Genomic DNA, 24,690 nt, shown 5'->3' with positions numbered 1-24,690 from the left:
CAGGGCCGAAACGGGGGCCTGGGGCGGCAGCCCCCAGCAGACGGTCACGCCAACCGACCCTCACCGGACGTCCTCCGTCACCCCAAGCGCCGCGAGCAACAACCCCCGATACTCGCCGCGCGCAGCCGCATCGCGATCGATCGTCAGGTCGAGCCCGATCCGCCCCTCCTCCAGCACAAGCACCCGCTCGGCAAGAGCAACCGCCTCGTCCACGTCATGCGTGACGAGGAGAACGGACGGCCGGTGACGCTCCCACAGCTCCCTCAGCAGACCGTGCATCCTGATCCGCGTCAGCGCGTCCAGCGCCCCGAACGGCTCATCGGCAAGCAGCAGTTCGGGCTCCCGGACCAGCGACCGGGCCAGCGCGGCCCGCTGCGCCTCGCCGCCGGACAGCTCGCTGGGCCAGGCACGTTCCCGCCCCTTCAGACCCACCTCGGCGAGAGCCTCCCGCCCCTTGGCGGCAGCCTCCCTGCCTTCCGACCCCAGCAGTACGTTGTCCAGCACCCGCCGCCACGGCAGCAGCCGCGAGTCCTGGAAGACCACCGACACCCGCTCGGGGGCGGTGAGTTGACCACTGCCCTCGACCTGGTGGTCGAGCCCCGCGACCGCCCGCAGCAAGGTGCTCTTGCCGGAGCCGCTGTGCCCGAGCAGGGCCGTGAACTGCCCGGCCGGAATGGCGAGGTCGATACCGTCGAGGACCTTGCGCCCGCCGAACGACCGTGTCAGGCCCCGGAGTCGGACGGCGGACCGGGTCAGTTGCTCAGTGTGCGGCGCCATGACAGCACCCTCCGTTCGAAGAGACGGACCGTGCTGTCGGACACCAGGCCGAAGATGCCGTAGACGACCAGGCCGACGAGGATGACGTCGCTCTGGCCGTAGTTCTGGGCCTGGAACATCATGTAGCCGAGTCCGCTGGTGGCGTTGATCTGCTCCAGGACGACCAGCCCCAGCCAGGAGCCGGTCACGCCGAGCCGGAGTCCCACGAAGAATCCGGGCAGCGCACCGGGAACGACGATCTGGCGGACGAACTGGAACCTCGACAGCCCCTGCACCTCGGCGAGTTCGACGAAGCGGCTGTCGATGCCGGACAGCGCGGCATGCGTGTTGAGGTAGATCGGGATGTAGACGACGATCGCGATGATCGCGACCTTGAACGTCTCGCCGATGCCCAGCCAGAGGATGAACAGCGGGATCAGCCCCAGGGCCGGGATGGCCCGGTTGAGCTGGACCGTCCCGTCGATCAGCGCCTCGCCGACCCTGCTGAGCCCGGCGGCCAGGGCGAGCAGGACACCGGCGACCAGCCCGATCGCGAACCCGGAGGCGGCTCGCCGCAGCGAGGTCAGGATGTCGTTCGGCAGGGTCCCGTCGGTCCACAGATGGACGCCGGTCCTGAGCACGGTCCAGGGCGCCGGGATCGCGGCCGGGTCGAGCTGTCCGGCGGCGGAGGCGGCGGCCCACAGGGCGAGGACGAGGGCCGGGCCGACGATCGGCGCGGCGGGCAGCCGCTTGCCGGGAGAGAGCCGGCGCCGCCTGCGGACCTGGGAGCCACCCGTTTCGTCGCCCGCGACGGACACGGGGACCGCGGCGGTGCCGGCGGCGGAGGAGGAGGAGGTGGAAGCGCTCGTGGTCACGGCGGTCACCTCCGGTACTCCGCAGCCACGGACTTCGCCGCGATGCCCTCGAAGCGGTGGTCGAAGAGCGAGCCCACCTCGAACTTCTTCACGAAGCCGCCCTCCGCGAGCAGATCGGCGGTCTCCTGCTCCCAGGTGATCGCCTCGGCCCAACTCGACGGGAACAGCGGCTTGTTGGCGAGCTTGGTGATCGCGCGGGCCTGGGGGAGGGTCAGGTTCTGCGTCTTGACGTAGAACTCCTCGTTCCAGATGTCGGGGTTCTCGTACGTCCATACCAGGCCCTTGGCCCAGTACGGGATGTACGCGGCGACCGCGGCGGCCTTCGCGGAGTCGTTCAGCACGGAGACCGGCGCCCACAGCAGGCTGAGCAGGTCGACCACGTCCGTCTGGATGCTGCGGGCACCCTTGGCGCCGTACTGCTGGAAATACGCGGGCGCCTGGCTGATGGCCAGCGGCGCGATGTCCACCTGGCCCGACTGCAGGGCGGTGAAGAACTGGTTGCTGGTCAGCGGGACGAGCTCGACCTCGTCGTACGCGAGCCCGGCCTTCTCCAACGCCCGTAGGAGGACGACACCTTGGGCCTGTCCCTGCGAGAAGGCGAGCTTCCTGCCCTTGAAGTCCGCGACCGTCCGGATGTCACTGCCGGGCCTGGTGGCGAAGAGATAGTTCGGCTTGCGGGTGACGTTGATCGCGACGATCTTCGCGTCGAAGCCCTGGAAGTGCGCCTGGATCGGCGGAATGCCCGCGTTGTTGGCGAGGTCGAGGGAACCCGAGCGGAAGGCGTTGATGACATCGGGACCGGCGGAGATGTTCTCCCAGTTCGACACCTTGAAGGGCAGCTCGCCCAACTTGGCGAGCTTGAACTGGAGTTGCTGGGTGCCCGAATACGAGGTGATCTTCAGACTCGTACCGGCCGGGACCCTGTCGGCGAGCGGGGCGGTCGAGGCGCCCTTGGAGTCGGCTACGGCACTGCTGTTCGCGCAGCCGCTCAGCCCGGCGACGCCGGCCGCGGCGCCGAGCAGGGAGGTGAGGAAGAGCCGTCGGTCGACACCCGGCACGGGAGAAGAAGGCATGGGAGGACTCCGTGAGTTGGGAAGGCACGAACGCATGCGGAATTCGAGGCGGCAGGAGGCCCGGAACGCAGAATTCACGCAAGGAAGAGCAAGAAGGACAAGGGAGAGCATGGAGGAGCAGAGCGCGCGGAAGGCGCGGAGGGTGCGGAAAGCACAGAAGGAAATGAGCGCTTCACACGTGGCAACGTGTCAGCAACAGTGGCGACGTGTCAGCAACAGAGGGTGCGACAGCTCACGAAAGGGCTCATGAGCACGATGTTCCAGGTCATGCGGGGTCCCTGTCAACATTCGGAGTTTCTGAATTAAATAGCCTGAGGTGAAGCGGCCAACGGATCCCGGTACAGCACATCGAGTGCCACCGAACCCCCCGCCACCGCGAGTACCGAATCCGGGAAACTCGTCGGCACGACAGAGGCCGCACGTTCGGTGCCGACGCTTTCGCGCAGTGCCGCGAGGCAGTCCTCCCGGTGAATGATCCCGACCTCGGTCACGATGACCGTCTCCGGATTCAGTACGTCGAGCAGCAGCCGTGTGGCCCGCCCCACGGCACTCGCCCGCCGCACCAGCAGCCCCACGGCGGCCAGGTCGCCCCTGTCCGCCGCCGCGACCACCCGGAGGGAATCCGTGGTCTCGACGATGCCCGCCTCCCGCGCCCGCCGGCACAGCGTCCGCTCGCTCAACTCGGCCTGCAGGCAGCCCGTACGCCCGCAGTCGCAGGCCTCCGTACCACCCGGCACCGGCAGATGGGCGATGGCGCCCGCCTGGGAGCGCGGCCCGTGGTGCACCTCGTCGTTGGTCGCGAACGCCGCGTCCACCACGTTGCCGACGAACAGGTGCAGCACACTCCCGCTGCCCCGCGCCGGCCCGAACAGCCGCTCCGCGTTGACCAACGCCCGTGCGTGGCCGTCCACATGGACCGGCAGTCCGGTGCGGGCGCGGAGCGCCTCCCGCACCTGCACGTCGCGCCAGCCCAGCATGGGGTGCTCGACGACGGTCCCGGAATCCCGGTCCACCCAGCCGCCCACCGCCACGCCGACGCCCAGGGCCCGACGGTCGGGGGCGCCGTCCAGCAGCGCCCGCAGCCCCTCGGCGGCCCGCGCCAGCACCCGTCCCGGATCGGTGTGCTCGTGCGCGAGCTCGCGCCGGGCCACCACCCGGCCGCGCAGATCCAGCAGCGCGACCGTTGTGTACGACACGGCCACATGCACCCCGGCGACCACGAACCGCGAGGAGTCCAGGTCGACGGGAACGTGCGGACGCCCCACCCCGTTCGACCGCCGGGGCGCGGACTCCTCGCGGATCAGGCCGAGTTCGGCGAACCGGGCGCAGTAGTCCGTCACCGACGCCGGTGACAGCCCGGTCAGCCGGGCGATGGTGCTGCGCGCAACCGGCCCGTGCTCCAGCACGGACCGCAGGACGACACTCGCGCTCGTCCGGCGCCGGTCGGAATCGGCGGCGCGAGGCACGCGGGACGGGGAGGGACGGGAAGGAGAGGTACGGGAGGAAGAGGTACGGGAGGAAGAGGTACGGGAAGAGGGGGAGGCGGGGGCAAGGGTGGGTGCCGCGGCACGGGGCATGGCGATCATCCTCGGGGAACTGGTCCGACACTGCGCCGTCTCGTGAGGACTCGGGAACCTGTGAAGGCTCGGGGAGTCCCGTGGAGCGAGGCGCGCCGGAGCCGCCTCACCCGGGGCGGCGACAGGTGGCCGTGCCCACGCGCCGCAGGTCGACATAGCGACGCGACGAGAAATACCGGGACTGGGCGACCATGCGCCCGAAGCTAGCAAAACGGGCCGACGCTGCACAGACGGCGACCGACGGGCGAGACGGCACGTGTCCGGGCAGGGGCCGAACCCGGGCCAGCCCCTGGCCGGGAGCGGGGCCTGCGGCCAGGGGGAGCGCGGGCTTGCGGCCAGGGCCGAGTCGGGGCCGGCCCCTGTTTTGGCCGGGGTCGGGGATGCGCGGGCCTGCGGCCCCGGGGAAGGGCGGGCCTGTAGCCAGGGGGATGCGCGGGCCTCCAGCCGAGGGAAGCGCGGCCCGCGGCCGGGTTGGTGGAACCCTACAGAGCCCGCCCGTCGCACCTCCGTAGCCCACAGCACCCCACCTCAGTGACCGGCGTCACGCCGCACCGGGTGTAACCCCCACCGTTTGTACGGAGCCCACCAAGCCGCCGTCGCCCCCTTTGTCGAGCACTGACGGTGATCGCCCCGAGGGCGCTGGGATAGCGTCACGATGTCCCCTTGCCGCTCACATCCTCGCGGAGTCCCCATGGCAACCGCCGTCGCCCCCGCCCGCCCCGGCCAGGTCCTCGCCGACCTGCTCCCCGCCTCCCGCGTCCGGGACGCCGCGCTCGTGCTCGGCGGTGCCGGACTCGTCGGGATCGCCGCCCAGATCGCCGTGCCCGTGCCGGGCTCACCGGTGCCGGTGACCGGGCAGACCTTCGCCGCGCTTCTCGTCGGCACCGCGCTCGGCGCCGGCCGAGGCCTCGCCGCCCTCGTCGTCTACGCCCTGGCCGGTCTGGCGGGCGTGCCGTGGTTCGCGGAGGGCGGCTCGGGGACGTCGGTGTCCTTCGGCTACATCCTCGGCATGGTCCTCGCGTCCGCCGTGGTGGGCGCCCTGGCCCGTCGCGGCGCCGACCGCTCCATGGTGCGGATGGCGGGCGCGATGCTGCTCGGCGAGGCGATCATCTACGCGATCGGCGTCCCGTACCTCGCCCTGGCGGCCGACATGAGCGTGAGCGCGGCGATCGCCGCCGGTCTCACGCCGTTCCTGATCGGCGACGCCCTGAAGGCGGCCCTGGCGATGGGCGTACTGCCGACGGCCTGGAAGCTCCTCGACAAGGACTGATCCACGGGCTGTTGTCGACGAACGGTGTCGCGGCGAGGGGGAGGGAGAGGCGGAATTCCGCCTCTCCCTCCCCCTCGCCGTTCACCGGCCTGCGGTCACGGATCAGCCCTGTGGCTGCTGGGGCCGCCGCTGCGACCACCACATGCCCGCCGCCCCGGCGGACAGCAGTGCCGCGCCGACGGCGCCGAGGGGGAGCATTTCGCGCGCTGGGCCGGTCTTCGGCAGTTTGTCACCGCCGGGTGCCACCGGCTTGTTGTCGGTGCCGAGCAGCAGCGGGGTGGCCGGGGCGTTCGGTGCCGGGTTGGTCGTACCGAACGGGACCGGGCCCTGCTGCCAGAAGGTCTTCGAACCGTCGGCGGTCTGGACGGGCAGACAGATCTTGCCGGTCTTGCCCAGGTCGAACGTCGCGTCGACGTCGTACGACTTCGACTTACCGGCGGCGAGATTGCCGACCGCACAGCTGAAACCGCTGTTCGAACCCTCCGGAAGATCCCCTTCGGCAATCTCCGAACAACCCTGAACGTTCTTGACCGTCATACCGTCGAATCCGACGACCAAAAGCCTGATGTCGCCGCTGTCCTTGCTCCCCTCGTTCTTTACCGTGGCGGTAAGCGCCGTTTCTTTCGAACTGTTGTCGACCGAGATGCTCTCGGGCAACTGTGTGGTCAACTTGACGCCCGTCGGCGCCGCGTCAACGGCCTTTCCCCCCTTGCTGCTTCCGGGCCCCTGGTCATCCGCGCTGGCGGTGAAGGAAAGGATCATCACGGCCGAGAAAGATGCCGTGAGCAGCGATCCCGCGATGGCCGTCGTGCGACCAGAACTCATGTTCGTCCCCCTTGGATCCCCCTGGACTGCGCCTGAATTCGCAGTCCATGAAGAGGTACCACAAGATTTCCCGCCGCTATGCTGGGACTGCACGAAGTGTGACCATTGTGGTTCTGATGGGGCGCGCGTTGAGGGGGTGCAGGGGATTGCGGGGGAATATGGGCGGCGGTGCTCCAGGTCTGCTGGTGACGGGCCGATATCGGTTGGTCGAAAGTATCGGCCAGGGGGGAATGGGGCGGGTGTGGCGGGCCGCCGACGAAATGCTCGACCGGCCGGTGGCCGTCAAGGAAATGCGGATCGACGGACTCGACGCGGAGGACACCCGCACCCGCCGAGAACGCACACTCCGCGAGGCCAGGGCGACAGCCCGGATCGACCACCCGAACGTCGTGCGTGTGTACGACGTCGTGGACGAGGGTGAGCGGCTGTGGATCGTCATGGAGCTGGTCGCCGGCCGCTCCCTCGAACAACTTCTCGTCGAGGACGGCCCGTTGGGCCCGGTTGACACAGCCTGCCTCGGCCTCGGGCTGGTCTCCGCGCTGCGCCAGGTGCACGCGGGGGGCGTACTGCACCGCGACATCAAACCGGGCAACGTCCTCGTCGAACGGCGCGACGGACGGGTCGTGCTCACCGACTTCGGTATCGCCGCCATCCAGGACGCGAAGGCCCTGACGATGGTCGGGATGCTCGTCGGCTCCCCCGACTACATGGCACCGGAGCGGGTGTCGGGCCGGCACCAGGGCCCGCCGTCCGACGTGTGGTCCCTCGGCGCGACACTCTGCGCGGCGCTGGGAGGCCGCTCCCCGTTCTCCCGCGAGACGACCCTGGCGACACTGCACGCGGTCCTGTACGAGGAGCCCGAACTCCCGGCCGCGGCAGGCCCGTTGCGCGACATCCTGGCCGCCCTCCTGGAGAAGGAACCGTCGGCTAGGCCCGCCCTGGAGGACGTGGAACGGGCCCTGCGGCCGGTGGCCTTTCCGGCGACGCCGCCCGACGAGGCACACGTGGGGGAGGGGGAGCCGGAAACCCCCGAGGCGCCGCCGACACCGAACACCCGCTGGGAGACAGCGCCCCCGACTCCCGTACGGGCGTACGGGGACGCACAGACGCCCGCGTATCTCGAAGCGTCACTCGTACGGGCCGCACGACAGCCACGCGAGCAGCCACCGGAGGAACTGGAGGACCCGGAGGACCCTGAGCGGGAACAGCGGGAACAGCGGGAGCAGCAGGGGCAGCAGGATCCCGAACCCCCACCGCCGACGGACGCGATGCCCACCGCCCGTACGACAGCCACCCCGATCCTGGGAACCCCGTCCCCCGAAGCCTCCAACGAAGTCCCCTCCGAGATGCGGTCCGAGGTCGGCTCGGCGATCCCCGCCCGGCAAGTGCCCCCGGCGCCGGGCCCCGGGGGAACACGCAGGGCCGGGGTCTCCCTGGTCCGAGGCCAGGCCAACGCGCAGGGCCTCGCACACGCACAGGCGGTGACGGAGAGGCGGCCGGGTCCGAGGCACGCAGCCGCCCTCCCGACGGCCACGCGGACAGTGGTACCGCCGGGGACGTCGGGAACGCCGCCCGGTGAACTGCCGGGCCCCGCACTCCCGTCCGACCCCCGGCGAGGTCGCGACCGGCGCCAAAGCCGCCGCCGTATGGGCATGGTGGCCGCGGGTGTGGTCGTCGCGGGGGCGCTGATCGGGATGATCCTGGCGGCGACGGCAGGATCACCCGACGACAAGAACACGGCGACGCCCGGATCATCGCGCGGGGCATCGTCCGCGCCCTCGACCCCGCCGGCCGCCACCCCCACCCCCGACTCCCCCGAACCCACCGTCGAGGGCACCTTCCGCCCGCGCAGCCTGCCGCCGGGCGTGCACGAGGAGGCGGGCGGATACGCGTGGGCGACGCCGACGGGCTGGCGCCGGGACGTGAAGACGGGCGCCGAGGTGCACTACACGTCCCCCGACGGGAAGCAGGAGCTCCTGGCCAAGTCCTCCCTCGCACGCGGCGAGTTGCTGGAGACCTGGGAGGAGTCGGAGCGCAACGCCCGCCAGGGCCAGGACTACACGAAGATCACCCTGGAGGAGACGACGTACCAGGGTCACCCGGCGGTCGTCTGGGAGTACACCTTCACCCTGGACGGCATCCACTGGCACGCCAGGCTGCTCGGCTTCGACGTGGAGGGGAAGTCGTACCAGATCAGCACCTGGTACCACCAGGACATCGAGGAGCAGGCGGTACGGACCTACGAACGGGTCAGGGAGTCGTTCACGGTGCTGTGAACAACTCCCCGACCACGCAAGCCACTACGTGTGCAACCTGCGTATCGAACCTGCGTATCGAACCTGCGTATCGAGTCCGCGTATCGAACCTACGGAGTCAGCCGACCTTGACGACGTCGTTCACGTCGTCGCCGTCATCGACGGCGTCCGTGCCCCGGCCGTCGCCGACGGCCGCCGATCCGCGCCCGGTCCTCTGCCGGACGACGGCGATCGCGAGCACCACGGCCGCGACCAGCAGCGACAGCAGCACGGTCTCGCGCCCGTCGTGCTCGGTGTCGGTGAGCATGTAGCCGAGGACGAACACGATGAGAGCGGCGGTCGCCCAGGTCAGATACGGGTACAGCCACATCCGTACGACGAGCTTCTCCGGGGACTCGCGCTCGATGATCTTCCGCATGCGCAGCTGCGAGAAGCAGATGACCAGCCAGACGAACAGGGCGACGGCACCGGAGGAGTTGACGAGGAAGAGGAAGACCGAGTCGGGGAACTTGTAGTTGAAGAAGACGGCGACGAAGCCGAAGACGACCGAGGCGATGATCGCCGCGAGTGGCACACCGCGGGACGTCGTCCGCGCGAACGCCTTGGGCGCGTCACCGCGCTGCCCGAGGGAGAAGGCCATGCGGGAGGCCGTGTAGAGCCCTGAGTTGAGGCACGAGAGCACCGAGGTGAGCACGATGAAGTTCATGATCTGGCCGGCGTGCGCGATACCGAGGGAGTCGAGGGCGGCGACGTACGAGCCCTTCTCCTTGATCGAGGGATCGTTCCACGGCAGCAGGGCGACGACGACGAAGATCGACCCGAGATAGAACACGGCGACACGCCAGATGATGCTGTTGGTGGACTTGGTGACGGCCCGCTGCGGGTCCTCGGACTCCCCGGCGGCCAGCGTGGCGATCTCGCTCCCCATGAAGGAGAAGACGACGAGCAGGACGCCGGTGAGAATGGCGCCGGGCCCGTTGGGCAGGAAGCCGCCGTGGTCGGTGAGGTTGGAGAGGCCGGCCTTGTCGCTGTCGACCCCGGGCAGTATGCCGAACACGGCGAGCGCGCCGATGATGACGAAGGCGCTGATGGCGACGACCTTGATACCGGCGAACCAGAACTCGAACTCGCCGTAGGAACCGACCGAGACGAGGTTGGTGGCGGTCAGCACCATCATCACGATGAGCGCCCAGGCCCACTGCGGTACGGCGGGAATCCACCCTTCGAGAATGGTGGCGCCGGCGGTCGCCTCCACGGCGAGCACGACGACCCAGAAGAACCAGTACAGCCAGCCGATGGAGAACCCGGCCCAGCGCCCGAGCGCCCGGTCGGCGTGCGCGGAGAACGAACCGGAGGTCGGATTGGCGGCGGACATCTCGCCGAGCATCCGCATCACCAGCACGACGAGCGTGCCGACGAGCGCGTACGAGAGAAGGATGCCCGGCCCGGCGGTGCGGATACCGGAGCTGGATCCGACGAAGAGCCCGGCCCCGATGACACCGCCGATGGCGATCATCGACAGATGCCGGTTCTTGAGCCCGGCCTGAAGACCGGAGGTCGGCTGCGAGGTCATGGGGGAATTCCTTTGCGCCGGGTGAACGGGGTAAGCGCGCCGGTGGGGACGGCGTAAACAGTTGGTCCAGTGAATCGGAGGTAAATGAATTCGTGAACCTTTGAATCCAGATCGTTACTTGAGGTTTTCTTGAGGTTTCGTAGTGTTGCCACGGCTTTTCGTGATCAGCCCCCGGCGCTGCTTCCCCGAAACAGACATGTCACACTCTGACCATGCGCGTGTACCTCGGCTCGGACCATGCGGGCTTCGAACTCAAGAACCACCTCGTCGAATGGCTCAAGGAGGCCGGCCACGACCCCGTGGACTGCGGCCCCCACATCTACGACGCCCTCGACGACTACCCGCCCTTCTGCCTCCGCGCCGCGGAGCGCACGGCGGCCGACCCCGACGCCCTCGGCATCGTCATCGGCGGCTCCGGCAACGGCGAGCAGATCGCGGCGAACAAGGTGAAGGGCGTGCGCGCGGCGCTGGCCTGGAGCGAGGAGACCGCGTCGCTGGGCCGCCAGCACAACAACGCCAACGTGGTCGCGGTGGGCGCCCGCATGCACACGCAGGACGAGGCGACGAAGTTCGTGGAGACGTTCCTGGCGACACCGTTCTCGGAGGACGTCCGCCACATCCGCCGCATCGACATGCTGACGGCGTACGAGACGACGGGCGATCTCCCGGCGATCCCCCCGCACCACCCTCAGCAGCGGTAGTGCAGTTCAGCCTGTCCGGCGTTTGAGGACAAGGCCCGTTCAGGGCCGTAGGGGGTCTGGGGGCGCAGCCCCCAGGGGACGGGAATGGGTAGGGGCGGCGGGGGCGAGAACTGACCCACGGCAACCCCCACCCACCCGCGGACAAAGAAGGAGCACCCGTGCCGGAAGGGCACACGATCCACCGCCTGTCCCAGGACTACAGCGCCGCGTTCCTCCGCACCGAACCCCAAGTAACCAGCCCCCAGGGCAAGTTCTCCGACGCCGCCGCCCTCCTCGACCACGCGGAACTCACCCGCACCGACGCCCACGGCAAACACCTCTTCCTCCGCTTCCGTGAAGCCGACTGGGTCCACATCCATCTGGGACTCTTCGGCAAGGTCACCTTCGGCGACGCCCCCGCCCCGCCCCCCACGGACACGGTCCGCCTCCGGCTCGCGAACAGCACCTCGTACGTGGACCTCCGGGGCCCCACCACCTGCGCCCTCATCACGGACACCGAGAAGCGGGCGATACACGACCGCCTGGGCCCCGACCCCCTCCGTGCGGACGCCGACCACCAGGCCGCATACGCCCGCATCAGCCGCAGCCGTACGACCGTCGCCGCCCTCCTCATGGACCAGAAGATCATCGCGGGCGTGGGCAACGTCTACCGCGCCGAGGTCCTCTTCCGGCACGGCATCGACCCGTACCGCCCCGGCAGGGACATCACGCCCACCGAGTGGGACGCGCTCTGGAGCGACCTGGTCGCCCTCATGCGCGAGGGCGTACGCAACAACCGCATCGACACCGTCCGCCCGGAACACACCCCGGAGGCGATGGGCCGTCCGCCGCGCGTCGACGACCACGGCGGCGAGGTCTACGTCTACCGCAGGGCCAACCTGCCCTGCCACCTCTGTGGCGGTGAGATCCGCACCGCCGACCTCGCCGCCCGCAACCTCTTCTGGTGCCCCACCTGCCAGCGCGGCTGAAAAGCACAACCAGGCCCCCGGGCCCGGGATCTCAGAACCCGTGGGACAACCAGGGCGCCACCACCGACCCGAACGCCACCGAAGCCTCGGCCAGCGCCCCCTGCCGAATCTCCCGCACCCGCCCGGCGGCCCCCAGCCCGGCCAACGGCACGCCGCCCAGATAGGCAGCTCCCAACTCCCGTACGGACAGCGCGAGATCAGCCGCGTCCCCCGTACGCCGGCACACGGCCCCCTTGGTGTCGCCCGTCAGCCGCCACCGCCCGGAGTTCCACGGACAGAACGCGTCCTCGACGTCGAACACGACATCCACCGGCGTCTGATACGTCCGCGCCTCCAGCGCGGCCCCCACGTCGACCAGCCGTACGTACAGCCCGTCCCGCCGACGCAGCCCGCACCGCCGGATGTCCGACACCATGTGATGCCACGGCTCCTCGATCGGCCGCCCGCGCGCGACGATCCTCGACGTCAGGTCGATGTCGAACAGGAACCGCCACAACGCCCCCTGCGAAGCGGCGTCGAGTGCCTCCACGTCCTCGACGACGACCGAACTGTTGGACCCGGTGACATCCCAGTCGGGCTTGACCCGGAACCGGGCGAACCCCACAACCTCCGTGCCCCGCTCGGCGACAACGCACTGCAACGGCGACGCCCCGTCCCGCTCGCCCTCGGGGTCGAGCACCATGGCCGGCGCCCAACCGGGCATCCGCGCCAGCATCCCGGGCCGCTCCGGCACCCGCCGCGCGTACACCGCCTCGCAGACGTCAAGGGCCTCGGCCGGTACGGCATACCGCAGCCGTACGTCATCGGCGCCGTCCGGCACCGCCAGCCGTACCCGCGTGGTGTCGATGTCGAGGGTCAGCGAGTGGGTGCCGAGTCCGTACCCGAACCGCCCGTAGATGGCCGGCTCGGACGCCGTGAGCACGGCCAACGGCTCGCCCCAGCTCCGTACGTCGTCCAACTGCCGCCGCATCATCGACGTGAGCACCCCGCGCCTACGGTGCGTGCCGGCCACGCCCACCATCGTGACGCCCGCCGCCTGCACGGAGGCGCCACCCGGTACCGTTACCCGGAACGTGAAGGCACCCGCACTGCCCACACACGCGTCACCGTCCCAGGCGCCCACGAAACGGTCGTACTCGGTGAGTGATCTCCACAACTCCCGCTCCTCGGCGGACTCCGGCATCCCGCCGAAGGCGCGGAGCAGGTTGTCGTACCACTGATCCCAGTCATCGGGCCGAAGCACCCGCAGGTCGGTCGTGCCGGAGCCTCTGGAGGTCGTCATGGACCATGACTACCAGGGCAATGCGGGACGAGCGAGGGAATTTTCCCCTCGGGGCCTCGGACCGGCTCGCGGTGGGTTTCACTGTGAATTTGAAGCTCGGACGGGGGACAAGTGGGACCTCCCGTGCCAAGCAGCTGGTCCGATGGATAGGGTCCCGAACTAATGGCAGCAGGACGAGAGCGGCGCGCGGCAGCCGAGACGTTCACGGCCCGGTTGAAGAAGCAGGCTCACCGGGTCCGCACCGGCCTGCGCAGATCCGCCGTCGACTACTTCCGGGGCGACGGTTCGGACTGGATCGCGCTCGCGGGTCTGTTCATCACCATCCCGATCATCGCGGCCATGACCCTCGCCAACTCGGTGTGGTGCTCGCCGGCCCTGCTGGTCCTTCCGATCGTCGCCGGCGGCCTCCTCCTGCGCCCGGCCAGCCTGTTGGGCCTGTACGCGGCGGCGGCGACGGCACTGATCGTGGAGTCGGTGAAACTGGGCCCGTACACGGAAGGCCCCTCGCGGGTCACCCCCGGAGTGGTCCTCGTCGTGGCTGCCTGCGGATTCTTCGGTCTGCTGATCGCACAGTTCCGCAGCAGAGTGGGCGTCCCCTGGCGACGCGGCGGCACGATGCTGTTCGACCTGCGTGAACGCATCCGTGTCCAGAGCAAGTTGCCGCAGCTGCCCCAGGGCTGGCACCGGGAGATGGCGCTGCGCCCGGCGGGCGGCCAGTCGTTCTCGGGCGACTTCGTGGTGGCGGCCCGTACGAACGGGGGCCGCACCATGGAGGTCGTCCTGACGGACGTCTCGGGCAAGGGCATGGACGCGGGTTCGCGTGCCCTGCTCCTCTCGGGCGCCTTCGGCGGCCTCCTGGGCTCGTTGCCACCCCATGCCTTCCTCCCGGCGGCGAACGGCTACCTCCTCCGCCAGGACTGGGACGAGGGCTTCGCGACCTCGATCCACCTCGTCCTGGACCTCGACTCGGGCGACTACGAACTCTTCTCGGCCGGCCATCCACCGGGCCTCCAGCTCAGCGCGGGCACGGGCCGCTGGGAGGAAAAGGCAGCGGAGGGACCGCTGTTGGGCGTGTACGACGGTGCCCAGTTCGACCCCGTGAAGGGATCACTGCGCCCCGGGGACGTCCTGATGCTGTTCACGGACGGCCTGGTCGAAACGTCGGAACGGGACATCGTCGAGGGCATCGACCGGCTGACCGGCGAGGCCGACCGCTATGTGGCCGGCGGCTTCCACGGCGCGGCCTGGCACCTCATCGAGGCGGTCGCCAAGGACGTCAACGACGACAGGGCCCTCCTCCTGATCTGCCGAGAGGGCCCCACGGCCCAGGCAACGATCTGACCTGCGCCGGCCCGCCGATAGGACGGGTGGACCTCGCCTTCGAAGTCAAGAGAACATCAAGAAACCGTCAATACCTGCTTTACCGAAACGTCCCTCGAAGCCCCCGGCCCGACCGGCCCCCACACTGACCGGATGACCGAGAACCCTTCAACACCCTTGACCCTGGCCGAAGTGGAGGCCACGGCCCGAGCCGCACACGCCTCGCAGACGGACAAGGCGGGCCGCCCCTACACGGAGCACCTCCAGGCCGTCGCGGAGGGCGTACGCGCGCGTGGAGGCGACGACGAGCAGATCGCGGCGGCCTGGCTGCACGACGCCGTGGAGGACGACGCGCTGTCCGAACGCCAGTTGCGGGAAGCCGCGTTGTCCCGCCGTACGAAGGACATCGTGCTGGCCGTCACCAAGCGCGCGGGGGAGGCCCCCGAGGCGTACGCCCGGCGCATCCTCGACACCCCGGGCGCGCTCCTGGTCAAGGAGGCGGACCTGGCGCACAACGCGGACCCGGCCCGCCTGGCGGCGCTGGACGCCCCGACCCGCGCCCGCCTGACCGAGAAGTACGCCAAAATGCGTGCACTGCTTGGCCTTTAGAGTCGCAAATGTCGGTCTAAGTGCCTACAAGGAACATATTCCGTGCTCTTGGTTTGTCTGTGCGGAAAAATCGGTCCCATGGGGCCGATGATGCGTCACCGGCCGCATACGGCGGCCTCGTTGGTGGCACGATGGATCTGGCGGGGGTGCGAGGGAAAGCATCCCTGGGCCGGTAGAGCGAACCGACCATAGGGTGTGATCAGTGTGGCCATTTCGTTGTCAGTGGTGCTGATGTTGGGAATCATCCTGGTGGTGCTGATTCGTGGAGGCTCGATCAAGGCGGGCCCGGCGGTCGTCGCCATCCTCTTCGGCTTCTTCCTCGCCTCGACCGGCATGGCGGACGACATCCAACGCTTCCTGAACTCGATAGCCGACACGATCAACGAGATCCAGTTCTGACCGCGGTGGCAGCCCACAGGGTCCGCCGCCGTGGAGAAACGCGACCGGCCCGGTTCCGAGGAACCGGGCCGGCGGCAAGAGAGAGCGGGCGACGGGAATCGAACCCGCGTAGCTAGTTTGGAAGACTAGTGCTCTACCATTGAGCTACGCCCGCACGCATGCGCCGCAGGTCAACGCGACCGCGGCACAGAAAGCATCGTAGCGGTTCGGGGCCCCTCGATGCACACCCCGTTTTCCACTCCTGAAATGCGGCAACGGCGTAGCCTGCGGGCATGTACCCTACGTGTCGCACCAGACGGGGTGTGGCGCAGCTTGGTAGCGCGTCCGCTTTGGGAGCGGAAGGCCGTGGGTTCAAATCCCGCCACCCCGACCATCGTGCCGGACCATCGGCAGGATCATCTTCAAGATCACCTTTTGGGGCGTGTACCGCCTGCGGCTAGTATGCAAACTGCGCGCCCGTGTGTCTGCGTTGTTTACGTCCCTCAAGGGCCGCGAATCCGCTGAGGCTCCGCCGCGTCCGGCAACAGGACAATCAGCAGAACCCCCTCAGCAGAACCCCAAGAAGTCAGCCCCCAAGGAGACCGAACCGTGAAGAGCGCCGTGGAGACCCTGAACCCGACCCGGGTTCGGCTCAGCATCGAGGTGCCCTTCGAGGAGCTCAAGGACAGCCTCGACGCGGCGTACAAGAAGATCAACCAGCAGGTCACGGTGAAGGGCTTCCGGAAGGGCAAGATCCCGGCCCGCATCATCGACCAGCGGTTCGGCCGCGGTGCGGTTCTGGAGGAGGCGGTCAACGACGCGCTCCCGAAGTTCTACACCGAGGCGGTCAACGAGGCCGAGCTCAACGTCCTGGGCCAGCCCGAGGTCGACATCACGGAGCTGAAGGACGGCGAGACGCTGAACTTCACCGCCGAGGTCGACGTCCGCCCGACCATCGAGATCCCGGACTACTCCGGCATCGAGGTCGAGGTCGACGCGATCGAGGTCACCGAAGAGGACATCGACAAGTCGGTCGAGCAGCTCCGTGAGCGCTTCGCCGCCACCTCCCCGGTCGAGCGTGCCGCCGAGGACGGCGATGTCGTGACGCTGGACCTGGAGGCCAAGGTCGACGGCGAGGTGCTGGAGGACGGCGTCGCGAGCGGCGTCTCCTACACCATCGGCTCCGGCGAGCTGCTGGAAGGCGTCGACGCCGCTGTGACGGGCGTGGAGGCCGGTGGCGAGGCCACCTTCACCTCCGAGCTCAAGGGTGGCTCTGCGGCCGGCAAGGAGGCCGAGGTCACCGTCAAGGTCACCCAGGTCGCCGCCCGCGAACTCCCGGCCCTGGACGACGAGTTCGCCCAGCTCGCCTCCGAGTTCGACACCCTGGAGGAGCTGCGCGCGGACAGCCGCAAGCGCCTCGAGAACATGAAGCAGTACGACCAGGCCACGCAGGCCCAGGAGCGCGTCCTGGAGAAGCTGCTTGAGCTCGTCGAGGTGCCCGTCCCCGAGAAGCTCCTCGAGGACGAGATCAACACCCGCAAGCACAACCTGGAGCACCACCAGCTCGGCCAGATGGGCCTCGACCTCGAGAAGTACCTCGAGATCCAGGGCAAGACGGTCGAGGAGTTCGACACCGAGACCAGGGAAGCCGCGGTCAAGGGCATCAAGACCCAGTTCGTCCTCGACGAGCTGGTCAACAAGGAGAAGCTGAACGTCAACCAGGAGGAGCTCACCGAGCACCTCATGCGGCGCGCCGCCTCCTCCGGCATGTCCCCCGACCAGTTCGCCCAGGCGGTCGTCGAGGGTGGCCAGGTCCCGATGCTGGTCGGCGAGGTCGCCCGCGGCAAGGCCCTCGCGGTCGTCGTCGAGGCCGCCACGGTCAAGGACACCAACGGCGAGATCATCGACCTCGACGACGAGGAAGAGGACGAGACCACGGAGGCCACCTCCGAGGAGACCCCGGCCGCCGAGGCCGAGTCCGCCGAGGAGAAGCCCGAGGCCTGAAAGCCACGGCACCTCTGAAGAGCACGTAGAACAGGCCCCCGGGGACTTCGGTCCCCGGGGGCCTTCTCGCGCCCTGAAGGGGCGCGGGGAACTGCGCGACAAGCCCCCACGGGCCCGTACCCGACCACTCCCCGGCGGAGCCACGGCGAGACGCACCAGGGGGCCCGGGGCACAGCCCCGCGACGCCCACCCGAACCCCGGCCACGACACGGCCGACCCCCGCCGGAAACCCTGCTCAACCCAGCGGAGCACATGCGCTCACAGCGAACAGTTCCCTTCCCGGGATTCCCCGGAGGGACCCGCGCGTTAGGGTCCATGAGTACGAGGGCAGGGGAGTCCCCGGACAACGGCCGGACGGCCCCACGCCCCGGCAGAACACGTGAGACGGCCCGGCGCCGTCGTAATACGAGCAGGTGGATACGACGTGACGAATCTGATGCCTTCCGCCGCCGGCGAGCCTTCCATCGGCGGTGGCCTCGGCGACCAGGTCTACAACCGGCTGCTCAACGAGCGGATCATCTTCCTCGGCCAGCCGGTCGACGACGACATCGCGAACAAGATCACCGCGCAGCTGCTGCTCCTCGCCGCCGCTGACCCGGACAAGGACATCAACCTCTACATCAACAGCCCGGGCGGTTCGATCACGGCCGGCATGGCGATCTACGACACCATGCAGTTCATCAAGAACGACGTGATGACCATCGCCATGGGCCTCGCCGCTTCCATGGGCCAGTTCCTGCTCAGCGCGGGTACGCCCGGCAAGCGCTTCGCCCTGCCGAACGCCGAGATCCTGATCCACCAGCCCTCCGCGGGCCTCGCGGGTTCGGCGTCGGACATCAAGATCCACGCCGAGCGGCTGCTGCACACCAAGAAGCGTATGGCCGAGCTCACGGCGCAGCACACGGGCCAGACCATGGAGCAGATCACCCGGGACTCGGACCGCGACCGCTGGTTCGACCCCGAGGAGGCCAAGGCGTACGGCCTCATCGACGATGTCATCGCCACGGCCGCAGGCATCCCGGGCGGCGGCGGCACCGCGGCGTAAGCGCCCCGACGCCCTCCAGCCCCCGCCTAAGCCCCTTTCAGGAGACACCGTGAACGACTTCCCCGGCAGCGGCCTCTACGACCGTACGAGGGCCGCCCAGGCCGCCCAGGCGGAGTACACCGGCCCCACCGCCGAATCCCGCTACGTCATCCCGCGCTTCGTCGAGCGCACCTCGCAGGGCGTGCGTGAGTACGACCCGTACGCGAAGCTCTTCGAGGAGCGCGTGATCTTCCTCGGCGTACAGATCGACGACGCCTCCGCCAACGACGTCATGGCGCAGCTGCTGTGCCTGGAGTCGATGGACCCCGACCGGGACATCTCGGTCTACATCAACAGCCCCGGTGGCTCGTTCACGGCTCTCACGGCCATTTACGACACGATGCAGTTCGTGAAGCCGGACGTCCAGACGGTCTGCATGGGCCAGGCGGCCTCCGCCGCCGCGATCCTTCTCGCGGCCGGTACGCCGGGCAAGCGCATGGCGCTGCCCAACGCGCGCGTGCTGATCCACCAGCCGTACAGCGAGACCGGCCGCGGGCAGGTCTCCGACCTGGAGATCGCGGCCAACGAGATCCTCCGCATGCGTGCCCAGCTGGAGGACATGCTGGCCAGGCACTCCACCACGCCGATCGAGAAGATCCGCGAGGACATCGAGCGCGACAAGATCCTCACGGCCGAGGACGCGCTGTCGTACGGCCTGATCGACCAGATCATTTCCACCCGGAAAATGAACAACGCCAGCGTCCGCTGACGTACTGGTGGACGCAGAAGCTGTAGCGTCTGCCGCCCCTTGGCACGGCTTGACTCGGAGCACGTCAAAGTGAACCGCGCCAAGGGGGGCCCGAACGAGGGGCCCGGCAAGGTACCGTCGGACATAAGGCAGCACCAGGAGTCGCTGGACCTAGGCGTCTCCCAGGCGAAGGGGAAGCACACCGTGGCACGCATCGGTGACGGCGGCGATCTGCTCAAGTGCTCGTTCTGTGGCAAGAGCCAGAAGCAGGTCAAGAAGCTCATCGCAGGCCCCGGTGTGTACATCTGCGACGAGTGCATCGATCTCTGCAACGAGATCATCGAGGAAGAACTCGCGGAGACGAGCGAGGTCAGGTGGGAGGAACTCCCCAAGCCTCGCGAGATCTACGAGTTCCTCGAGGGGTACGTAGTCGGGCAGGAGTCGGCCAAGAAGGCCCTGTCCGTCGCGGTGTACAACCACTACAAGCGGGTCCAGGCCGGGGAGAACAGCACCGGTCAAGGCCGTGACGACGCCATCGAGTTGGCGAAGTCGAACATCCTCCTGCTGGGCCCCACGGGCTCCGGCAAGACCCTCCTCGCGCAGACACTGGCGCGCATGCTGAACGTCCCGTTCGCCATCGCCGACGCGACGGCGCTGACGGAGGCGGGGTATGTCGGCGAGGACGTCGAGAACATCCTGTTGAAGCTGATCCAGGCGGCGGACTACGACGTCAAGAAGGCCGAAACCGGAATCATCTACATCGACGAGATCGACAAGGTCGCGCGGAAGAGTGAGAACCCGTCGATCACGCGTGACGTGTCCGGCGAGGGTGTCCAGCAGGCCCTGCTGAAGATCCTCGAAGGCACGACGGCCTCCGTCCCGCCGCAGGGCGGACGCAAGCACCCGCACCAGGAGTTCATCCAGATCGACACGACGAACGTCCTGTTCATCGTGGGCGGTGCCTTCGCCGGTCTGGAGAAGCTGGTCGAGTCCCGCGCGGGCGCCAAGGGCATCGGCTTCGGCGCCACGATCCGTTCCAAGAAGGAGCTGGAGGCGAAGGACCGCTTCGAGGACGTCATGCCCGAGGACCTGGTGAAGTTCGGCATGATTCCCGAGTTCATCGGCCGCCTCCCGGTCATCACGTCGGTCCACAACCTCGACCGCGAGGCACTCCTCCAGATCCTGGTGGAGCCGCGCAACGCCCTCGTCAAGCAGTACCAGCGCCTCTTCGAACTCGACGGCGTGGAGCTGGACTTCGAGCGCGAGGCCCTGGAGGCCATCGCCGACCAGGCGATCCTGCGCCAGACCGGCGCCCGCGGCCTGCGCGCCATCATGGAGGAGGTCCTCCAGGCGGTGATGTACGAGGTCCCGTCCCGCAAGGACGTGGCCCGCGTCGTCATCACGGTGGACGTCGTCCTGAAGAACGTGAACCCGACCCTGATCCCGAGGGACGCGCGCGGACGCGGCCCGGGCGAGCAGAAGACGGCGTAACGGCGGGGCAGGACAAGGGAATTACGACAACTGCGGAGGGGCCCCGGTCAACAGACCGGGGCCCCTCCGCAGTTGAGGTTGCCGTTGAGGCGTTCAGGCCTTGACGCGCACGTCCTGGCGGAACTTGGCGGCGAGATCGGCCGCCTCCGCCACAGTGGAGGACTTGCCCGTGGCCATGGCGGCGAGGTCGTACGACAGGACGTAGCTGAGCGTGCTGTGGTCGCCCCAGATGCAGAACGGCATCTTCGTCGTCTTGCCGGACTGGGTGCTCTCGATCTCCTGGCACTTCATGATGCCGTTGTCGAAGCCGGCCGGCGTGACCTCCTGCGGGCTGCCGACGAGTTTGCCGTCGCCGGAGGACGTGCTCTTCGCCGACTCCGTCTTCATCTGGGCGAACATCGCGTCGACGACCTTCTCCGGGTCGTCGATGGTGCCGTACACGCCGGAGAACAACACGCTCTTGGCGGTGAGACTCTCGCCCGAGGTGTACATGGCGCTGACGTCCTTGGGGTTCTGCACCCCCCAGGACTCGGCGTCCTTGATCTCGTCGGCGCTCATCCCGCCGGTCTCGGAGTTCCCGCTCTTCTTGTACGCGCCGTCGAGCACGGTCGCCGGCGTCGTCAGTTTGTGCGCGCCGTCGTCGGCGATGTCGGAGCCACCGCCCGAATTGCCGCCGCTCAGCACGAAGTACGCCCCCACGGCGATCGCGGCCACGACCGCCACCGCACCGAGGACCATCCCCGTCTTCTTCTTGCCGCCGCCCGGCGCCGGCGGCTGCGGAACCCCGTACGGGGCCTGGCCGTACGGCGGCTGCTGGCCGTACGCGTCGGGCTGCTGCGGATAGCCGTAACCGGGCTGCTGCGGGGGAGCCTGCTGCGGATAGCCGTAGCCCGGCTGCGGAGGCGCCTGCTGGGGGTAGCCGTAGCCGGGCTGGGGAGCGGTCGGAGGGCCCTGGGGCGCCTGCGGCGGCTGACCGTAGGGGCCCGGCTGGGCCGGCTGCCCGTACGGTCCGGGCTGCTGCGGCGGTCCGCCGTACGGACCCGGCTGGTTGTGGCTCATTTCTGGGTTCCCCTCCAGATGCTTATGTGTTCCTGACATCCTCGCGCAGGCCGGACGCCCGAGTTGCGCCGGGTGTCCCACCGTTACGAAAGAAACGTGTTTCGGGACACGGTGGTGACGCCTCTAAACTGGCCGGGTGACCGAGAACGCTCAGCAGCAGCCAACAGCGCCCATCACCGAACTGCCGACCCAGTACGCGCCGGCCGAGGTAGAGGGGAAGCTGTACGAGCGCTGGGTGGAACGGGGTTACTTCGCCGCCGACGCGAAGAGCGAGAAGCCGCCGTACACCATCGTCATCCCGCCGCCGAACGTCACGGGCTCCCTCCACCTGGGCCACGCCTTCCAGCACACGCTCATGGACGCCCTCACCCGCCGCAAGCGCATGCAGGGCTACGAGTCGCTCTGGCTCCCCGGCATGGACCACGCCGGCATCGCCACGCAGAACAAGGTCGAGCAGCAGCTTGCCGAGGAGGGCAAGTCGCGGCACGACCTCGGGCGCGAGGAGTTCGTCGAGCGGGTGTGGCAGTGGAAGGAGGAGTACGGCGGCCGGATCCTGGGCCAGATGCGGCGCCTCGGCGACGGCGTCGACTGGTCGCGCGAGCGCTTCACGATGGACGAGGGGCTGTCCAAGGCCGTCCAGACGATCTTCAAGAAGCTCTTCGACGACGGCCTCATCTACCGTGCCGAGCGCATCATCAACTGGTGTCCGCGCTGTCTGACGGCGATCTCCGACATCGAGGTGGACTACCAGGAGGACGCGGGCGAGCTCGTTTCGATCAGGTACGGCGAGGGCGAGGACAGTCTGGTCGTCGCCACCACGCGCGCCGAGACGATGCTCGGTGACACCGCCGTCGCCGTCCACCCCGACGACGAGCGTTACCGGCACCTCGTCGGCAGGCAGATCAAGCTGCCGCTGACGGACCGTTCCATTCCGGTCGTCGCCGACGCGCATGTCGACCCGGAGTTCGGCACCGGTGCCGTCAAGGTGACCCCGGCCCACGACCCGAACGACTTCGCCATCGGGCAGCGCCACAACCTGCCCAACATGACGATCATGGACGAGCACGGGGTCATCACCGTCCACGGTCCCTTCCTCGGCCTGGACCGCTTCGAGGCCCGCTCCGCCGTCGTCGGCGCCCTGCGCGGACAGGGCCGGATCGTCGCCGAGAAGCGCCCGTACACGCACTCCGTCGGGCACTGCTCGCGCTGCTCCACCACCGTCGAGCCGCGCCTGTCCCTCCAGTGGTGGGTCAAGGTCGAGACGCTGGCCAAGGCCGCCGGTGACGCGGTCCGCGACGGCCGGGTCTCGATCCACCCCGAGGAGATGTCCAAGCGCTACTTCGACTGGGTCGACAACCTCAACGACTGGTGCATCTCGCGCCAGTTGTGGTGGGGCCACCGCATCCCGGTCTGGTACGGCCCGGACGGTGAGGTCGTCTGCGTCGGACCCGACGACGAGACGCCGGCCGGCGAGGGCTGGACCCAGGACACCGACGTCCTCGACACCTGGTTCTCCTCCGGCCTGTGGCCCTTCTCCACCCTCGGCTGGCCCGAACAGACCCCGGACCTGGAGAAGTTCTACTCGACGGACGTCCTGCTGACCGGCCACGACATCATCTTCTTCTGGGTCGCCCGGATGATGATGTTCGGCCTGTACGCCATGGACGGCGAGGCCCCGTTCAAGACCATCGCGCTGACCGGCCTGGTCCGCGACGAGCGCGGCAAGAAGATGTCGAAGTCCTTCGGCAACGTCGTCGACCCGCTGGACTGGATGGACAAGTACGGCTCCGACGCCGTCCGCTTCACCCTGGCCAAGGGCGCCAACCCCGGCACCGACGTCCCGATCGGCGAGGACTGGGTCCAGGCGTCCAGCAAGTTCGCCAACAAGATCTGGAACGCCACGCGCTTCGCGCTGATGAACGGCGCCACCATCGAGGGCGAGCTCCCGGCCGCCGAGCAGCTGACCGCGACCGACCGCTGGATCCTCTCCCGCCTGAACAAGACGGTCGCGCAGGTCGACGCGTACTACGACGACTTCCAGTTCGCGAAGCTCAGCGACGCGCTCTACCACTTCGCGTGGGACGAGGTCTTCGACTGGTACGTGGAGCTGTCGAAGACGACCTTCTTCGCGGGCGGCGACCAGGCGAAGGTCTCCGGCCGGGTCCTCGGCGAGGTCATCGACGTCATGCTGCGGCTGCTCCACCCGGTCGTCCCCTTCGTCACCGAGACGCTGTGGACCACGCTGACCGGCCGCGAGTCCCTCGTCATCGCCGAGTGGCCGAAGGACAGTGGCTTCCGTGACGAGGCGGCCGAGGCCGAGATCCGCACGGTCCAGGCCGTCGTCACCGAGGTCCGCCGCTTCCGTAAGGAGCAGGGCCTGCAGGACGGCCAGAAGGTCCCCGCCCGCCTCACCCTCGACGGCACCGCGCTGGCCGCGCACGAGGCGGCCATCCGCCAGCTGCTGCGCCTCCAGCCGGAGGAGGAGGGCTTCAGCGCCACCGCGACCCTCCCGGTCGCCGGCGCCACGGTCGCCCTCGACCTCTCCGGCACGATCGACGTCGCGGCGGAGCGCAAGCGCCTGGCCAAGGATCTCGCCGCAGCCGAGAAGGAGAAGGCCCAGGCGACGGCCAAGCTCGGCAACGAGGCGTTCCTGGCGAAGGCCCCGGACAACGTCGTGGACAAGATCCGGGGCCGCCTCACCAAGGCGGACGAGGACATCGCCCGTATCCAGGCCCAGCTGGACGGGATGCCGTCGGCGTAGCTGACGGTCGTACGGCGGTGAGGGCCCCCGGAGCTTGAAGGCGCCGGGGGGCCTCACCTACCTAGGGGCGCGGGGAACTGCGCGACCAGCCACATCGCACCCGCACCCGGCCCACAAACGCATCCACCCACTCCGCGGGCT

The 24,690-nt window shown here is 68.9% G+C and carries 20 protein-coding genes and 2 tRNA genes; 13 read left to right on the top strand and 9 right to left on the bottom strand.

Features of this window, described 5'->3' with window-relative positions; translation table 11 throughout:
* Positions 1–60: 60 nt before the first annotated feature.
* The 4 genes from IEY89_RS20730 to IEY89_RS20715 form a co-directional block, all read right to left on the bottom strand.
* Positions 61–777, bottom strand: a complete 717-nt coding sequence (locus IEY89_RS20730; RefSeq protein WP_189148940.1) for an ABC transporter ATP-binding protein — start codon at positions 775–777, stop codon at positions 61–63.
* The gene (locus IEY89_RS20725) at positions 753–1,574 is read right to left on the bottom strand and encodes an ABC transporter permease (RefSeq protein ID WP_373287268.1); all 822 of its coding nucleotides are present in this window, start codon (positions 1,572–1,574) and stop codon (positions 753–755) included. The genes IEY89_RS20730 and IEY89_RS20725 overlap by 25 nt, the downstream gene beginning before the upstream one ends.
* A gap of 62 nt (positions 1,575–1,636) precedes the next feature.
* Positions 1,637–2,704 carry an ABC transporter substrate-binding protein gene (locus IEY89_RS20720; RefSeq protein ID WP_189148938.1) on the bottom strand — a complete coding sequence of 356 codons (1,068 nt, stop codon included), beginning with the start codon at positions 2,702–2,704 and terminating at the stop codon, positions 1,637–1,639.
* Positions 2,705–3,006: 302 nt separating this feature from the next.
* Positions 3,007–4,281 carry an ROK family transcriptional regulator gene (locus tag IEY89_RS20715; protein ID WP_189148937.1) on the bottom strand — a complete coding sequence of 425 codons (1,275 nt, stop codon included), beginning with the start codon at positions 4,279–4,281 and terminating at the stop codon, positions 3,007–3,009.
* Positions 4,282–4,972: 691 nt separating this feature from the next.
* On the opposite strand from IEY89_RS20715, the gene IEY89_RS20710 reads away from it, so the two are divergent.
* Positions 4,973–5,551: a biotin transporter BioY gene (locus IEY89_RS20710; protein ID WP_189148936.1), complete on the top strand. Its 579-nt coding sequence runs from the start codon at positions 4,973–4,975 to the stop codon at positions 5,549–5,551.
* A 102-nt stretch (positions 5,552–5,653) separates the two neighbouring features.
* Here IEY89_RS20710 and IEY89_RS20705 read toward each other — a convergent pair whose 3' ends face one another.
* Complete coding sequence (locus tag IEY89_RS20705) at positions 5,654–6,376, bottom strand: LPXTG cell wall anchor domain-containing protein (protein WP_189148935.1); 723 nt, start codon at positions 6,374–6,376, stop codon at positions 5,654–5,656.
* Between the two features lie 230 nt (positions 6,377–6,606).
* Between IEY89_RS20705 and IEY89_RS20700 the strand changes: the two genes are divergently transcribed.
* Positions 6,607–8,652, top strand: coding sequence for a serine/threonine-protein kinase (locus IEY89_RS20700; protein WP_229695331.1), 2,046 nt, complete (start codon positions 6,607–6,609; stop codon positions 8,650–8,652).
* Positions 8,653–8,749: 97 nt separating this feature from the next.
* Here IEY89_RS20700 and IEY89_RS20695 read toward each other — a convergent pair whose 3' ends face one another.
* A complete protein-coding gene (locus tag IEY89_RS20695) occupies positions 8,750–10,204 on the bottom strand; it encodes an amino acid permease (protein ID WP_189148933.1) in 1,455 nt (484 codons plus the stop codon).
* A 212-nt stretch (positions 10,205–10,416) separates the two neighbouring features.
* Between IEY89_RS20695 and IEY89_RS20690 the strand changes: the two genes are divergently transcribed.
* Together IEY89_RS20690 and IEY89_RS20685 are read left to right on the top strand one after the other, a co-directional pair.
* Positions 10,417–10,905: a ribose-5-phosphate isomerase gene (locus tag IEY89_RS20690; protein WP_189148932.1), complete on the top strand. Its 489-nt coding sequence runs from the start codon at positions 10,417–10,419 to the stop codon at positions 10,903–10,905.
* Positions 10,906–11,063: 158 nt separating this feature from the next.
* Entirely contained in the window at positions 11,064–11,873 is an 810-nt protein-coding gene (locus IEY89_RS20685) for an Fpg/Nei family DNA glycosylase (protein WP_189148931.1), read from the top strand.
* A 31-nt stretch (positions 11,874–11,904) separates the two neighbouring features.
* On the opposite strand, the gene IEY89_RS20680 is transcribed toward IEY89_RS20685, so the two are convergent.
* On the bottom strand, positions 11,905–13,155 hold the full coding sequence (locus IEY89_RS20680) for a GNAT family N-acetyltransferase (RefSeq protein ID WP_189148930.1): 1,251 nt from the start codon (positions 13,153–13,155) through the stop codon (positions 11,905–11,907).
* 162 nt (positions 13,156–13,317) lie between these two features.
* Between IEY89_RS20680 and IEY89_RS20675 the strand changes: the two genes are divergently transcribed.
* From IEY89_RS20675 to IEY89_RS20665, 3 genes are all read left to right on the top strand, one after another.
* Entirely contained in the window at positions 13,318–14,496 is a 1,179-nt protein-coding gene (locus IEY89_RS20675; RefSeq protein ID WP_189148929.1) for a PP2C family protein-serine/threonine phosphatase, read from the top strand.
* Positions 14,497–14,628: 132 nt separating this feature from the next.
* Positions 14,629–15,084 (top strand): HD domain-containing protein, encoded by a 456-nt coding sequence (locus IEY89_RS20670; RefSeq protein WP_189148928.1) that lies wholly within the window; start codon positions 14,629–14,631, stop codon positions 15,082–15,084.
* Between the two features lie 204 nt (positions 15,085–15,288).
* Positions 15,289–15,483 (top strand): hypothetical protein, encoded by a 195-nt coding sequence (locus IEY89_RS20665; RefSeq protein WP_189148927.1) that lies wholly within the window; start codon positions 15,289–15,291, stop codon positions 15,481–15,483.
* An 83-nt stretch (positions 15,484–15,566) separates the two neighbouring features.
* Here the strand turns inward: IEY89_RS20665 and IEY89_RS20660 are convergent.
* Positions 15,567–15,637 (bottom strand) — tRNA-Gly (locus IEY89_RS20660).
* Between the two features lie 142 nt (positions 15,638–15,779).
* On the opposite strand from IEY89_RS20660, the gene IEY89_RS20655 reads away from it, so the two are divergent.
* The 5 genes from IEY89_RS20655 (at position 15,780) to clpX (ending at position 20,729) form a co-directional block, all read left to right on the top strand.
* Positions 15,780–15,856 (top strand) — tRNA-Pro (locus IEY89_RS20655).
* 215 nt (positions 15,857–16,071) lie between these two features.
* Positions 16,072–17,466 (top strand): trigger factor, encoded by a 1,395-nt coding sequence (tig, locus tag IEY89_RS20650; protein ID WP_189148926.1) that lies wholly within the window; start codon positions 16,072–16,074, stop codon positions 17,464–17,466.
* Positions 17,467–17,902: 436 nt separating this feature from the next.
* Complete coding sequence (locus IEY89_RS20645; RefSeq protein ID WP_189149023.1) at positions 17,903–18,511, top strand: ATP-dependent Clp protease proteolytic subunit; 609 nt, start codon at positions 17,903–17,905, stop codon at positions 18,509–18,511.
* Positions 18,512–18,560: 49 nt separating this feature from the next.
* Positions 18,561–19,259 (top strand): ATP-dependent Clp protease proteolytic subunit, encoded by a 699-nt coding sequence (locus IEY89_RS20640; RefSeq protein ID WP_189148925.1) that lies wholly within the window; start codon positions 18,561–18,563, stop codon positions 19,257–19,259.
* A gap of 183 nt (positions 19,260–19,442) precedes the next feature.
* The gene (gene clpX, locus IEY89_RS20635; RefSeq protein ID WP_189149022.1) at positions 19,443–20,729 is read left to right on the top strand and encodes an ATP-dependent Clp protease ATP-binding subunit ClpX; all 1,287 of its coding nucleotides are present in this window, start codon (positions 19,443–19,445) and stop codon (positions 20,727–20,729) included.
* Between the two features lie 93 nt (positions 20,730–20,822).
* Here clpX and IEY89_RS20630 read toward each other — a convergent pair whose 3' ends face one another.
* A complete protein-coding gene (locus IEY89_RS20630) occupies positions 20,823–21,788 on the bottom strand; it encodes a hypothetical protein (RefSeq protein WP_189148924.1) in 966 nt (321 codons plus the stop codon).
* Between the two features lie 136 nt (positions 21,789–21,924).
* On the opposite strand from IEY89_RS20630, the gene IEY89_RS20625 reads away from it, so the two are divergent.
* Positions 21,925–24,549 carry a valine--tRNA ligase gene (locus IEY89_RS20625; protein ID WP_189148923.1) on the top strand — a complete coding sequence of 875 codons (2,625 nt, stop codon included), beginning with the start codon at positions 21,925–21,927 and terminating at the stop codon, positions 24,547–24,549.
* Positions 24,550–24,690 lie beyond the last annotated feature (141 nt).

It is taken from the genome of Streptomyces lacrimifluminis, assembly GCF_014646095.1.
GTDB lineage: Bacteria > Actinomycetota > Actinomycetes > Streptomycetales > Streptomycetaceae > Streptomyces > Streptomyces lacrimifluminis.
This window is presented reverse-complemented; position numbering and strand designations above follow the sequence as displayed.

Bases quoted from the DNA above. Each gene is read 5' to 3' on its own strand.
- IEY89_RS20730 (WP_189148940.1), bottom strand. From the start codon at position 777: ATGGCGCCGCACACTGAGCAACTGACCCGGTCCGCCGTCCGACTCCGG.
- IEY89_RS20720 (WP_189148938.1), bottom strand. From the start codon at position 2,704: ATGCCTTCTTCTCCCGTGCCGGGTGTCGACCGACGGCTCTTCCTCACC.
- IEY89_RS20715 (WP_189148937.1), bottom strand. From the start codon at position 4,281: ATGCCCCGTGCCGCGGCACCCACCCTTGCCCCCGCCTCCCCCTCTTCC.
- IEY89_RS20710 (WP_189148936.1), top strand. From the start codon at position 4,973: ATGGCAACCGCCGTCGCCCCCGCCCGCCCCGGCCAGGTCCTCGCCGAC.
- IEY89_RS20705 (WP_189148935.1), bottom strand. From the start codon at position 6,376: ATGAGTTCTGGTCGCACGACGGCCATCGCGGGATCGCTGCTCACGGCA.
- IEY89_RS20700 (WP_229695331.1), top strand. From the start codon at position 6,607: ATGGGGCGGGTGTGGCGGGCCGCCGACGAAATGCTCGACCGGCCGGTG.
- IEY89_RS20695 (WP_189148933.1), bottom strand. From the start codon at position 10,204: ATGACCTCGCAGCCGACCTCCGGTCTTCAGGCCGGGCTCAAGAACCGG.
- IEY89_RS20690 (WP_189148932.1), top strand. From the start codon at position 10,417: ATGCGCGTGTACCTCGGCTCGGACCATGCGGGCTTCGAACTCAAGAAC.
- IEY89_RS20680 (WP_189148930.1), bottom strand. From the start codon at position 13,155: ATGACGACCTCCAGAGGCTCCGGCACGACCGACCTGCGGGTGCTTCGG.
- IEY89_RS20675 (WP_189148929.1), top strand. From the start codon at position 13,318: ATGGCAGCAGGACGAGAGCGGCGCGCGGCAGCCGAGACGTTCACGGCC.
- IEY89_RS20670 (WP_189148928.1), top strand. From the start codon at position 14,629: ATGACCGAGAACCCTTCAACACCCTTGACCCTGGCCGAAGTGGAGGCC.
- IEY89_RS20645 (WP_189149023.1), top strand. From the start codon at position 17,903: ATGCCTTCCGCCGCCGGCGAGCCTTCCATCGGCGGTGGCCTCGGCGAC.
- IEY89_RS20630 (WP_189148924.1), bottom strand. From the start codon at position 21,788: ATGAGCCACAACCAGCCGGGTCCGTACGGCGGACCGCCGCAGCAGCCC.